Consider the following 12,239-nt stretch of genomic DNA (forward strand, 5'->3'; position numbering starts at 1 on the left):
GCTCCTGATGGTTTCCCGTTTCGGCCATTGCCTCAACGATCTGCTCTATCGCTCGCGGATCGGCGCCCTGCCGATCGACCTCGTCGGCGTGATCTCCAACCACTTCGATTACCAGAAGGTGGTGGTCAACCAGGACGTCCCCTTCCACCACATCCCTGTGACGAAGGAAAACAAGCCGCAGGCGGAAGCCAAGATCATGGAGATCGTCGAGACGACCGGCACCGAGCTCGTCGTGCTGGCGCGCTACATGCAGGTGCTCTCCGATACGATGTGCCAGCGCATGTCGGGCCGGATCATCAACATCCACCACTCGTTCCTGCCGAGCTTCAAGGGCGCCAATCCCTACAAGCAGGCCTATCAGCGCGGCGTGAAGCTGATCGGTGCAACCGCGCATTATGTGACGGCGGATCTCGACGAAGGTCCGATCATCGAACAGGACACCGTGCGCGTCACCCACGCCCAGTCCGCGGAGGACTATGTATCGCTCGGACGCGACGTGGAGGCACAGGTCCTTGCCCGCGCCGTCCATGCCCACATCCATCACCGCGTGCTCTTGAACGGCAGCCGCACCGTCGTCTTCCCGCCGAGTCCGGGAAGTTTCGCGTCCGAGCGCATGGGCTGACTGTCAGGCCATGCGCAAGCGCGCGCGCCTGTAGGCCTCCGGTATGGACAAGGCCCACACGAACAGGCCGCCGGCATGGCGGCCTATGAAGGAATGTTCCGGCGTCGTCGTGAGATAGGACAGGATCGCGAACATCAGCACGAAAAGCGCAAAACAGAGGCCGCGGCGGGTTTCGCCCAGGAGCACGTGACCGCCGCCGGGCAAGAGTACGGCGGCCGCGAGTACGGAATACGGGTTGATGGCCTTGCGCATGTTCGTTCCTTCAGCCTGCCTGGCGAATTGTGCTGCCTGAGGCAAGCTCACGCAGATCGACGGCGACGCCAAGCGCCTTTTGCAGGCCGGACACCGCAATCGCCTGGATCGAGAACCGCGCCTGCCGCAACAGGAGATGCGATGCCGGCTCGCCCTGCGCGGCCTGAACGACGATCCTGACAAAATCGGCGTCGACGACCAGTTCCTTGACCGTCTTGTCGGCGGTGAAGCCGACGATACCGCGGCGCAATCCCTCCCAGCAGGCATCCTCCGACCCGGCATTGCCGCGCATGAGGGCTGGCACGTCCGATGGCGGCGGGGCGATCCAGTCCGTGAAATCATGCACGACGGAGTAGAACTCGGCGCCCGTCGGCCGTGCAAGAAGGCCAAGCGACGGCAGCGCGGGCAGATCCTGGAAGAGCGTCACGCGCAGCCACAATTGAGGAAGCCGGCGCGTGATCAGCGTGTCCGTGATCACCTCCAGCTTGACCGGCGTGCCGTCTGCCATGCGGCCGAGCACGATCGGGTGCCCGTCGGCCGCATGGGTGAAGCGCGCGTCGTCCAGAAGATCGCCCACCTGGTCGAGCAGGCCCCGTCTTTGCGTCATGCTCTTGCGTTGCTCCCGGCTTGCCACCCAGAGCACGCAAAAGCATCCGATGCACAGGATCACGATTGTCTGCCAGACCATGGAAGCCGCCTCCTGCTCAGCCTCAGTAGCCGTTCGGGCGCGGCCACGGCATGGTGAACTGATCCCCTCTGCGCACGAAGCGGTATCGGCGGAAATGGAACCAGAGGGAGGCGACGATGTAGAAGCCGATCATCGCGATAAGCTGCGTACCGTAGCCGAGGAACACCGCGAAATAGGCCGTCGAGCAGAGCAGGAACAGCACGATCGTCGGCAGCGGATGCAGCGGATGGACATAACCACGCTTGATGCTGCCCAGCGGCCATTTCTTGCGGAACATGACCATGTTGAACGTCATGAACGTGTATCCCAGCAGACCGGACAGGATCGAGAACGTCACGACCTGGTCGAGCGGCGCGCCAAGCGCGAAGATCAGCGCGATCGGGACGAGGAAGACGATCGAGCGGTAGGGCGTGCGATAGCGCGGATGGACGGCGCCGAACCAGATCGGCAGGTAGCGGTCGCGTCCCATCGAGAACCAGGCGCGGGACGCATCATTGATGCAGCCGTTCGCCGACGCAAGCGTCGAGAACATCGTGCCGATGAAGAGCAGCACCATGAGGCCGCTATTGCCCGTGACGCGTGCCGCGTCGAACAGCGGCGTACCGGCCTGGCCGAGATATTCCCAGGGAATGAGGCCGGAGCAGACATACCAGGTCATGGTCGCGGCGATCAGCAGCGTCATGATCCCGGCCATGGTGCCATARGGCAGCGAACGCGCCGGCGAGCGCACTTCCTCGGCCGCCTGGCAGGTGCCTTCGATACCGAGATAGAACCAGAGGCCGAAATGCAGGGCGGCAACGATGCCCACCCAGCCGTAAGGCAGGGGATCCGTCGTCACGGCCGAGAAATCGAGCGGCACCAGCGAGCCGCCGAACTGGACGACCAGGAACAGAGCGACGATCGCAAGGAAGGCGATGGCGGTGATAACGAGATTGAACGTCAAGGTCGCCAGAACGCCCCGGTAGTTCAACCAGGCAAGGAACATGATGGACAGCACGATGAAGGGCTGCTGGCTGAGCCCGCTATGCCCCTGCAGGCCGGCAACCGTATCGAGAAGGAAGCCGATCGTAATGGCATTGCCGGCCTCGAGCATCGTATAGGCCATGACGAGAAAGAGGCCGACATTGAAGGCCATGAGCGGCCCGACGATATGCTTGGCCTGCGCATACTGGCCGCCTGCCGCGGCAACCGTCGACGTCACCTCCGAATCGATCATGGCGACGCAGGTATAGAGAAGGCCGGCGACCCAGCAGGCGACCAGGCCGGCAATCATGCCGCCTTTGCCCACCGAAAAGTTCCAGCCCATATATTCACCAACGAGAACGATGCCCACGCCGAGCGCCCAGATATGGGCAGGGCCGAGAACGCGGAGCAGTTGCAGTCTTTCCGGTTGCCCGGCCGTCGCTGGAGATTTCGACATGCGCTTGTCCCTTTTAGATGACGTGCCGCTCTGCGGTGGCCTCGATTTCACCCTCGCGGGAGGATGTCAGCAGGTCGTTGTCGTAGGTAGTGTCGACGCGCGCCATATCGTAGAGCATGGCGATCGCGAACACGGCCGAGAGCGCCCAGGCGGCATATTCCAGGATGTTCCAGAGATCCATGTGCTCACCTTTTTCCGTTCGGGCCGAAGCGCTCGTCGATCACCTCGCGATACTCCTTGTCGGAAAGCCTCACGACGAGGAGGAAGTAGCCGATGACGAGCACCGCCATCACGATGAGCGCCGACCAGCTGAACGAATAGTCGAAGCGGGCCGTGATCATCTCGTTCACGCTGGCCGGATCGGTGTAGCCGAGGGCCGCCCATTGGGCCTGCTCGCCGGCATTCTGGCCGAGCGCTTCCCATGTCGGGTTCTCGATGGGCGCCGGCGTCTTCGCCGCACCCGCGAGGCCGAGATAGAGGGGAACGTAAAGGGCACCGATGGTCAGGACGAGAAGCGTCAGAACGTCGAAGATCTGCCCGGCGAGACCCTGTTGCGGCGGTTTATAGGCCATGATTAGCTCCTTCCCGGCGGCGGGCGCGCATTTCATCGAGGTGCTTTAGGTCCAGCCCGTAGATGAATTCCCTATCTTCGACATAGTGGCGAAGCATGGCGATAATGGCCGCGGAATTGAAAAGCAGAACCAGCGCGCAGAAGATCGAAAGGATGATGCGGATGGCCGGGATCGAAATGAAGGGCCATACCGTGAAAAGGGCAAACAACATCGTACACCAGAGCACGACGATAAAAGAAATAAGGCCGGCACGATCCCGCGCGTGCATTTTGTCGATGCGGCGGGAAAGGTGTATATCCACACCTTCGCTATGCGACACCATGCGCTCTCCTCCCCAGAAGAAATTGCCCCCCAGGCAACTTAGTTTCGCAGTGGGAATATGAACGGTTGCCGCGAGATGTCAAGCAAACCCGCGCTATTTTGCCGCACCAATCGTCAAAGCGTCATCCACGAGGCAATCACCAAAGCCATGGTGCCGGAACCTGGGGATCAGGCGCAGGGACCACCGGATGCGACGGCGCCAACAATGGCTGGCCCGGCGCGGGAGAGCGCAGGTCACGGCGGCTTGGCGGTCGGGTCAGAAATGGCACAGTCGCTCGAAAGCCATTTCTGGATATGAACCATGACAGAACCAGCGTTRTCGCGCTGCCACGGAGTTGACGCAAGACCWGGAACACGTGGAGCAGGCTGCCCGACCTCGATCGGCAGATCCCGGGCACCTTCGAACGTGTGGAGGTCAGGTGTGAAAGCCGGGACGGCACCTGCGGTCCCCCTCCGATTCCCAAGATGGCGCAGAGCCTGCAAAGCTCTATGTCGGTCTTCTGAGTTATCTCAAGTTCATCTGCCAGCTGATTGATAATTTTCGTGAACTCGCGATCTGGTCCAAATAGATCGCGACCATCTCTCGCACAACGGCGGGTAGGACCCTGGCCTCGTCGGCTAAGGCTTCCTCCAGCACTCTCACGCTTGCCGGCTTCAGATCGGAACGGTGGCCAGAATGAAATCGCGATAGGCCGGCTCGTTTGGAACCAATGGCCGACTTCATCTGAATGCGCACTCTGCCGGACCAGACATTGGTGGGCGCGGAAAGCGACGGCACAACCCTTCGTGGCGGCGCTTTTCCTGAAGAACCGCATGGATGGCCGTGGCGCCGCCTTCACGATCGCTTCGGCGTCTTAGCGGTCGTTCTCTGACGCTTGACCAAGGGTTTCACCTAGACGGCCGGAACCAACCGGACTCGTGCCCGTGTGCTGCGTCACTCGACCCCAATGATGCGACGTCGTGCACGCGTCCATAGCAACCACGCAAGCCTGCTAATCAGTCAGCAATACGATCAACGGCGACTTTGACAAGGCGCAATTGAAACCCGGCCGTGCAAACTTGGAAGTTACCCTTCACCGGGTCGATTGTCGGCATGCTCATCTCAGTCATGAATGTACCCTCCGATTGGTTCTGAACCGTCATGACCGCTGGGTGGGGCATCCACCGCCTCCGTTCAAATTGTGCGACAAGTAGCCATGGATGAAACGACCCAAGGCCTTGCTTATGCGCATCAAAACTCCTCCCAATCAGACGAAAGAGCAGCGTTGCCTTGGAACGAGGCATACAGTTTGGCTGAGAGCTGACGCGCCGGCGATGGAGCAGGACGTGATGTGGCCGCGACTCTGAGGCCTGTCCGGAAGCGCAAGCTGATCGACGGGATGCTGTTGGACTGGGGCATATCGATCCGACGGGCCTGCAAGGTCCTGAGGTTCGACACGTCGACCTACCACTACAAGTCCCGCCGCACCGGACAGGCCCACTCGAAAGACGCATCAAGGAGATTTGCGAGACACGCGTGCGGTATGGCTACCGGCGGTGACCTGAGCCCCTGAACTTCCTCCAGATTTTGGTAGAGTCCGTCGTATCAAGGAGACGGACGGAATGAAGCGTGCACGGTTTACGGACGAGCAGATCATCGGGATGCTGAAGGAGCAGGAGAGCGGTCAGAGGACGGCCGATGTCTGCCGCAAGCACGGAATATCCGAGGCGACCTTCTATAAATACAAGGCCAAGTATGGCGGCATGGAGGTATCCGATGCCCGCAAGCTGAAGGCTTTGGAAGATGAGAATGCCAAGCTGAAGAAGCTGCTCGCCGAGGCGATGCTGGACAACGCCATTTTGAAGGATGTCGCATCAAAAAAATGGTAACGCCCGGCGCAAGGCGGGATGCGGTGGCCCATGTCTGTAAGGAGCATAACGTGAGCCAGCGTCGGGCGTGTGCGATCCTGACCATTGATCGGTCGAGCGTGCGATATTGCAGCGTTCGGCCGAACGATGCCTCCATTCGAGAGGCCATGAGGCAGGTTGCGTCCGAGCGCCGCCGCTTCGGCTATCGCCGCATCCATGTGATGCTGGATCGGCAGGGCATCGTCATGAACCTGAAGAAGCTGCGTCGCCTCTACCGGGAAGAGAAGCTTGCAGTTCGCAAGCGTGGTGGCCGTAAGCGAGCCTTGGGAACGCGACGGCCCATTGCGCTGCCGTCACGGGCCAACGAACGGTGGAGCCTCGACTTCGTCAGCGATGCATTCACGGATGGACGGCGGTTCCGCGTTTTGGCCATTGTCGATGACTTTACACGGGAATGCCTGGCGCTGGTCGCCGACACATCCCTTTCGGGTCTGCGCGTCACGCGGGAACTCGATATCGTCATGGCCAAACGCGGACGCCCTCACACGATTGTCTCGGACAACGGCACGGAACTGACCTCAATGGCAATCCTCAGATGGTGCCAGCAGACACGAGTGGAATGGCATTACATCGCACCGGGAAAGCCGATGCAAAACGGCTTCGTGGAAAGCTTCAACGGCAGTTTCCGCGATGAGTGCCTCAACGAAACACTGTTCTCGTCACTGCCTCACGCCAGAACCGAGATCACGGCATGGAAGGAGGATTACAACAAGCAAAGGCCGCATTCATCGCTGGGCAATATCACGCCCATCGAATTTGCCATGAAAATGGCTATGGAAAAACAGGCTGCATAGAGCCAGATTGAAAACAAAAGACTCTCCGAAATCCCGGAGGAAACTTGGGTCTCAGGTCAGCGGGTCCATGTTCACTTGCGCCGCGATGGTGGGAAGATCAACATGAAGAACACACGCAGGATTACAGTGAGTTAGGCCTTCAGCTGCGTAACAAGCACCCCAAGCGCCAGGAAGGCAAAGCTCCGGGAAAATCGTCAGGAAGCCGCCGGCCCGAACGACGTCTGGGCGATGGACTTCGTCCACGACCCGCTCGCGACCGGCAAGAAGCTACGCATCCTCGCCGTGGTCGACACGCACTCGCGCTATTGCCCCGCAGCCGACGTCCGCTTCACCTACAGAGGCGAGCATGTGGTCCAGACCCTGGAGGGCATCTGCCGGAAGACCGGCTATCCGAAGACGATCAGGGTGGACAACGGCAGTGGGGGCTCAGGTCAAGGGTCAGCGCGTACCACCGAATTGGTCCCAGTTATTCGCTTCTCGTACCAAAGGTCGCTCGATCAAATAATTGATGTCGCCGATTGGCCTTTGGTCAATTTCTCGACCGAACCGATGTCCTGAATGAACCGCATCTGCGATTGTGCCTGGCGCATAGCAGTCGCCGACCGCATGGACGGTGAAGTTCAGCGGGTTGTCTGCAACTGTCTTTCGCAAATCACGAAGTAGACCGTCGTTCGGTGAGCGTAGACAGATCATTACCACCGTCGTGGCAGGCAACCGGATTTCTTTCCCGGTGTAGATGCAGTGGGCTTCTACCTCATCGGTGCCGACCTCGACTAGACGTCTAGCCGTGACGAGCTTCACACCTAAGCTGAGCAAAGCTTGGTGGACGACCTCGCGCTCGGACGTATATTTAAGTAACGGAGATGGTTCTGGATCGGGGGTAAGGATCGTAACCTCCAGACCTTGCTTGGAGAGCTTTTCAGCGATAACCCCTCCTAGATAGTAGCCTTCATCATCATAGATAACAACCGGCCCTGTAACCGTCTGGCCCGCAAGCACGTCATCGGGAGTGATGACGTGTCCCTGGTCCCAACCCTTGACCGGAAAACGGTTTGCCTTGCCGATTCCGTCCCGGTCCCACCTTGCTCCAGTTGCGATGAGTATTGTTGAAAAGTCAAAATCGCCTACATCGGAACATTGTATTTCACTTCCGAGGTAGACATCGATATTCGGCAACTTGTTGATCTGACCGATTCGATAATCTGCTACGCGCCGATACGTTGACAAACCTGGTAGTGTCGATTCGAGCACCGATCGACCTCCAAGGAAAGTGTTTCTCTCAGAGAGCGCAACAGAATAGCCGCGCCGTCCAAGTGTTAGAGCCGCCTCAAGTCCTGCTGGACCCCCGCCAACAACAAGCACGCGTGCATCAGACCCCTTTCCCGGAACGCGTTCGGGATGCCAACCTCGCCGCCATTCTTCCCCCGTTGTTGGATTTTGCGTGCAACGGATCCCACCACCCATGTATTGCATGGACAGGCACGTATTGCAGCCTATGCATTCACGAATATCGTCGATACGACCTTCTTCAATCTTTTTCGGGAGAAAGGGATCTGCAATCGACGGACGTGCCGCTCCGATCAGATCGACCAAACCCTTCTTGATGAGCGACACCATCCGATCTGGTGACGTATAACGCCCGACGGCAACCACGGGCTTAGATGTTACTTGTTTCACAAAGGCGGTAAACGGTTCCTGCCATCCCTCATCGGCGAATCGCGCGGTCATTACATCGAGATTGATGTTCTGAATGTTAACGTCCCAAAGGTCAGGCAGTTCGGCCAGCATTTCGACGACCCGTCGACCGTCTCCACTGCAGGTGTAGCCCGCATCGCCAAGGCCCTCATCAACACCAAAGCGGACCGCAATTGCACAGTCGGATCCAATTTCTTCTTTGGTATCCTCAATCAACTCACGCAACAGTCGGGCGCGATTGGCAATAACTCCACCGTATTCATCGGTTCGCCGATTGACACGTTCCGTGATAAAATCGCCGGGCAATCCCATCATGTGGCTCGCGTAGACGTACACGATGTCGAATCCGATTTCGCGTGCGCGCCGGGCAGCAGCGCGATGCCATCTTCTAACGTCGCTAATATCCTGCTTATCCATCTGCCGGACGACAGCCGGTACATCCATTGCAGGCCTGGGTGAGGCAGACATCGGGCGCTCTCGGGACATTCGGTTTCCGGCAAGCGCACCCTGATGGGTCAACTCGCACCCTGCAAGCGCCCCGTGCTTTTGAACCGCCTCTACCATAAGCCGAAGTCCGGGCTTATCATCATCCGACCAAAGCCGCTCACCACCGCTCGGGGATGAATCCGAGGAAGGATGGATCATACACAATTCAGTGTTTACGACACCCCAACCGCCCTCTGCTTTGATTTCTCTGAACTTTGCTGTCGCGTGCGGAGAAAAAGTACCAAGCGCTGTACAGTGCGGAACTTGGTAGAAACGATTTTTTGTCGTCTTAGGTCCAATTTTTACGGGCTCAAAGAGTACGTCGTATCGCGGATCACGTGCCATGCAACCTCCCACGGTTTGCCGCTCAAATCAGCTGCATAAAACCCTACCGTTGCCGCGTGCATTAATAGGATCTGTCTGCAAATGAAGCCCTTCCCAGACGAGACAGGTATTTGAATGCCCCCCCGCTTAACGCACCCTGCCCCGTGGAGTTCGCGCCATCACGGCTGACGCCAACTCCACGCGTCCTCTAAGGTGAAGAGGACGCCCCGGCTGATGGAGATCACCACTCAATGGTAGGACACTCAATCGAGGTGGAGACTCCGCTGTTGTCGAAGCAACTGCGCCACCACCCTAGCAATGTTGCGATAGCTTGCAACACATTTATTCCTAGTTTTATTTTTTTGCGCAAGCTAGCGGAACTCAATACAAAAGAGAACAGAGAGCAAAATTTCAGCTAGACGTAAGATTTATAACGATTTATTCGATATGTTTTTTCCTGGCGCCAATTCTATCTACCAACGTGAAATCATCGATGATCGTGGTAATTCGTCTCCTGAATAATTCCTCTGCTCGACAAGCCTCCATTCGTAATTGGCAATAGTTTCGCAGGGTATGGGTCAAACTTCAAAACTCGTTTGATGCTGACAGCGACGGCGGGGAAAGTGCCGGAGCGGCCGCTGTTGGCAGCCGCACCTCTTACCAGGTAACGGATGCAAGGCTACCTGCCCAAGCATGGCGTTTGGCGCGACAACACTGCCTGCCTTTGCCTGCAGAAATCTCTCCCGAATCCGGCAACACGTTTATCGTGAGCGCGAAGAGCGGCCTACGTGACCGGGAGAGCATGTGTGGTAGATTTTCGCCTGCCTGTTTATAGTCATGAGCGATTTGATTTCGGCGTTTCCAGCGCGGGTCAAATTTCGGCGAGGGCGGTTCAACGCCGGTTTCCTGGCTGTGCTAAGCTCATCCGCCAGTGACGCTCATGTGGCGGGCGACGGCAGGTTTGTTGCGGGTGCGGTCGATGATGAAGTCGTGGCCCTTGGGCTTGCGGGTGATCGCCTCGTCGATGACGCGCGACAGGTAGGCGTCGTCGTCGCAGGCGCGCAGCGGCGTGCGCAGGTCGGCGGCGTCGTTCTGGCCGAGGCACATGTAGAGCGTGCCGGTGCAGGTGAGGCGCACGCGGTTGCAGCTCTCGCAGAAATTATGGGTCATCGGCGTGATCAGGCCGAGCCGGCCGCCGGTCTCGGCGACGCTCAGGTAGCGCGCCGGGCCGCCGGTCTTGTAGGCGATGTCCGAGAGCGTAAACTCGCGTGCGAGGCGATCGCGCATTTCCGAGAGCGGCATGTAGTGGTCGGTGCGGTCCTCGTCGATCTCGCCCATTGGCATGGTCTCGATCAGCGTCAGGTCCATGCCACGGCCGTGCGCCCAGCGCAGCATGTCTGGAATCTCGGCGTCGTTGAAGCCCTTCAGCGCAACCGCGTTGATCTTGACATGGATGCCTGCAGCTTGCGCCGCGTCGATGCCTTCCATGACCTTCGAGAACTCACCCCAGCGGGTGATCTGCTTGAATTTGTCTGCGTTAAGCGTGTCGAGCGAAACGTTGATGCGCCGGACGCCGCAATCGGCGAGTTCAGAGGCAAAGCGCGACAGCTGCGAGCCGTTGGTCGTCAGGGTCAGCTCGTCGAGTGTGCCCGAATGGACGTGCCTGCCGAGCTCGCGGACCAGGAACATGATATTCTTGCGCACCAGAGGTTCGCCGCCAGTCAGGCGCAGCTTGCGCACACCCTTGGCGATGAAGGCGGAACAGAGCCGGTTCAATTCCTCCAGCGTCAGAAGATCCTTCTTTGGGAGGAAGGTCATGTTTTCCGCCATGCAATAGGTGCAGCGGAAGTCGCAGCGATCCGTCACCGAAACCCTGAGATAGGTGACGGCGCGTCCGAACGGGTCGATCATCGGCGTTGTGGGATCAATCTGAGTGCCGACCTGGTCGATGGTGACGGTATCCAACGAAATTCTCCTGTTGAATTAATGTCGTGAGCGAAACGGGCGGCGTTAAAACCCGTGAACACATTCTTTCCGTTGAGGGAAGTKAAGGCAAAGAATTCCTTCCGCCAGGCATCTGCGATATTGCGCAACTATCGAATTGCGCCATTCTCATTGCCCTGTTACCGGGTTTTGCTTGATTTTGTCCAGTCGATGCCGGACAGCAGAAGCAAGAACTGTGCATCGAACCATTTGCGGCCGGACGAACTTCCACTCTTAGCCATTTTGTCGCAGGGATCATGCCTCACCTGCCCGGGAATGCGGCGCAACCGATCAAGCCGTTTCGCCGGGAGACAAAAACATGGGTCTGGAGGCCCATATATCGCAACGCGCCGGCTAGGCGAAGTGCTCTCTCGTGCAATGCGCGTAGGTGAGCGTCGCGGAGTCGGTATCGGTGGGCTTCCGACTGTTGCAGAGTAGCCTTTAATCGCCCAAAATGGGATATGTTTAATATTAGACACTCTGACGAAGGGGAACAGGCGCAGCGCTGACGAGCAATCGAAACGCACCGTTTCCCATCCTCGCAGCACAAGTTTGGTCGAAGGCCGCATCGACCGCCTCAAGACATTCCGATGTTGCGGCTTCTCGACTGGCGATCTACGCATGATTGAGCGGCAGAAAACGGTGACAAGGAGCTCGGGCAAGCGTGAGCAACCGATCTCCGTTTCCATTGTCCTACTCGCGGCGGGACTATCGAGCCGGATGGGTGAAAGCGGTGCTCATAAGCTGCTCGCCGAATTTCAAGGCGTGCCGCTCATTCGCCGATCCGCGATAATTGCAAGCAAGTGTGAGAGCCATTCGGTCGTCGTAGTGACCGGCTATCGGCATCACGACATCGGGGGTTCGATCTCAGACCTCCCTGTCGCGCTCGTGCACAACCCCGGCTTTCCGTCCGGCATGGCAAGCTCAATCGCTGTCGGTGTCGCGGCTGCCGAGCCCAATCAGCCGAGCGGAATAATGATCATGCTCGCCGATATGCCCACGCTGACCGGGGCAGATCTTGACTCTCTCATATCGGCGTTTCGGGATCACGAAGCTGCGTGCATCATCCGCGCGGTGGCCGGCGGGAAATCGGGCAATCCAGTGGTTTTCCCCGGCATGCTTTACCAGGAACTGAAAAGCCTGAACGGTGACAAGGGCGCGAGAGAGCTTATTC

11 protein-coding genes and 2 pseudogenes are annotated in these 12,239 nt (G+C 58.7%); 5 read left to right on the forward strand and 8 right to left on the reverse strand.

Annotated elements, in window-relative coordinates:
- Positions 1-622 (forward strand): formyltetrahydrofolate deformylase (locus tag QD409_RS34420; protein ID WP_430764935.1); only part of this gene is annotated, 622 nt, incomplete at its 5' end.
- A gap of 3 nt (positions 623-625) precedes the next feature.
- On the opposite strand, the gene QD409_RS34425 is transcribed toward QD409_RS34420, so the two are convergent.
- The 6 genes from QD409_RS34425 to QD409_RS34450 are packed head-to-tail and all read right to left on the reverse strand — an operon-like array spanning position 626 to position 3,876.
- The gene (locus QD409_RS34425) at positions 626-874 is read right to left on the reverse strand and encodes a hypothetical protein (RefSeq protein WP_243016902.1); all 249 of its coding nucleotides are present in this window, start codon (positions 872-874) and stop codon (positions 626-628) included.
- Positions 875-884: 10 nt separating this feature from the next.
- Complete coding sequence (locus QD409_RS34430; RefSeq protein WP_427142569.1) at positions 885-1,562, reverse strand: hypothetical protein; 678 nt, start codon at positions 1,560-1,562, stop codon at positions 885-887.
- Between the two features lie 22 nt (positions 1,563-1,584).
- Positions 1,585-2,982, reverse strand: coding sequence for an APC family permease (locus QD409_RS34435; RefSeq protein WP_430764936.1), 1,398 nt, complete (start codon positions 2,980-2,982; stop codon positions 1,585-1,587).
- 13 nt (positions 2,983-2,995) lie between these two features.
- Positions 2,996-3,163 (reverse strand): hypothetical protein, encoded by a 168-nt coding sequence (locus QD409_RS34440; protein ID WP_024899960.1) that lies wholly within the window; start codon positions 3,161-3,163, stop codon positions 2,996-2,998.
- A 4-nt stretch (positions 3,164-3,167) separates the two neighbouring features.
- On the reverse strand, positions 3,168-3,554 hold the full coding sequence (locus QD409_RS34445; RefSeq protein WP_430764937.1) for a hypothetical protein: 387 nt from the start codon (positions 3,552-3,554) through the stop codon (positions 3,168-3,170).
- On the reverse strand, positions 3,544-3,876 hold the full coding sequence (locus QD409_RS34450; RefSeq protein WP_243016905.1) for a hypothetical protein: 333 nt from the start codon (positions 3,874-3,876) through the stop codon (positions 3,544-3,546). The genes QD409_RS34445 and QD409_RS34450 overlap by 11 nt, the downstream gene beginning before the upstream one ends.
- 1,342 nt (positions 3,877-5,218) lie before the next feature.
- Between QD409_RS34450 and QD409_RS34455 the strand changes: the two are divergent.
- From QD409_RS34455 to QD409_RS34465, 3 genes and pseudogenes are all read left to right on the forward strand, one after another.
- Positions 5,219-5,412 (forward strand): annotated as a pseudogene (locus QD409_RS34455) (IS3 family transposase); the annotation flags it as partial.
- A gap of 65 nt (positions 5,413-5,477) precedes the next feature.
- A protein-coding gene (locus tag QD409_RS34460; RefSeq protein WP_430764938.1) for an IS3 family transposase occupies positions 5,478-6,577 on the forward strand; the annotation gives its coding sequence in 2 pieces (ribosomal slippage) (positions 5,478-5,730 and positions 5,730-6,577; 1,101 coding nt in all).
- Positions 6,578-6,634: 57 nt separating this feature from the next.
- A pseudogene (locus QD409_RS34465) lies at positions 6,635-6,997 on the forward strand (DDE-type integrase/transposase/recombinase); the annotation flags it as partial.
- Positions 6,998-7,015: 18 nt separating this feature from the next.
- Here QD409_RS34465 and QD409_RS34470 read toward each other — a convergent pair.
- Positions 7,016-9,103, reverse strand: coding sequence for an FAD-dependent oxidoreductase (locus QD409_RS34470; RefSeq protein WP_430764939.1), 2,088 nt, complete (start codon positions 9,101-9,103; stop codon positions 7,016-7,018).
- 900 nt (positions 9,104-10,003) lie between these two features.
- Positions 10,004-11,047, reverse strand: coding sequence for a GTP 3',8-cyclase MoaA (gene moaA / locus QD409_RS34475; RefSeq protein ID WP_430764940.1), 1,044 nt, complete (start codon positions 11,045-11,047; stop codon positions 10,004-10,006).
- Between the two features lie 738 nt (positions 11,048-11,785).
- Between moaA and QD409_RS34480 the strand changes: the two genes are divergently transcribed.
- On the forward strand, positions 11,786-12,239 hold a 454-nt coding region (locus QD409_RS34480; protein ID WP_430764941.1), incomplete at its 3' end, for a nucleotidyltransferase family protein.

Origin of the sequence: Rhizobium sp. BR 315, from assembly GCF_050577975.1 — a bacterium.
In the GTDB taxonomy this organism is placed as follows: domain Bacteria; phylum Pseudomonadota; class Alphaproteobacteria; order Rhizobiales; family Rhizobiaceae; genus Rhizobium; species Rhizobium miluonense.

Excerpts from the sequence above, each read along its gene's own strand:
- QD409_RS34445 (WP_430764937.1), bottom strand. The coding sequence starts at position 3,554 with ATGGCCTATAAACCGCCGCAACAGGGTCTCGCCGGGCAGATCTTCGAC.
- QD409_RS34425 (WP_243016902.1), bottom strand. The coding sequence starts at position 874 with ATGCGCAAGGCCATCAACCCGTATTCCGTACTCGCGGCCGCCGTACTC.
- QD409_RS34470 (WP_430764939.1), bottom strand. The coding sequence starts at position 9,103 with ATGGCACGTGATCCGCGATACGACGTACTCTTTGAGCCCGTAAAAATT.
- QD409_RS34440 (WP_024899960.1), bottom strand. The coding sequence starts at position 3,163 with ATGGATCTCTGGAACATCCTGGAATATGCCGCCTGGGCGCTCTCGGCC.
- QD409_RS34430 (WP_427142569.1), bottom strand. The coding sequence starts at position 1,562 with ATGGTCTGGCAGACAATCGTGATCCTGTGCATCGGATGCTTTTGCGTG.
- QD409_RS34450 (WP_243016905.1), bottom strand. The coding sequence starts at position 3,876 with ATGGTGTCGCATAGCGAAGGTGTGGATATACACCTTTCCCGCCGCATC.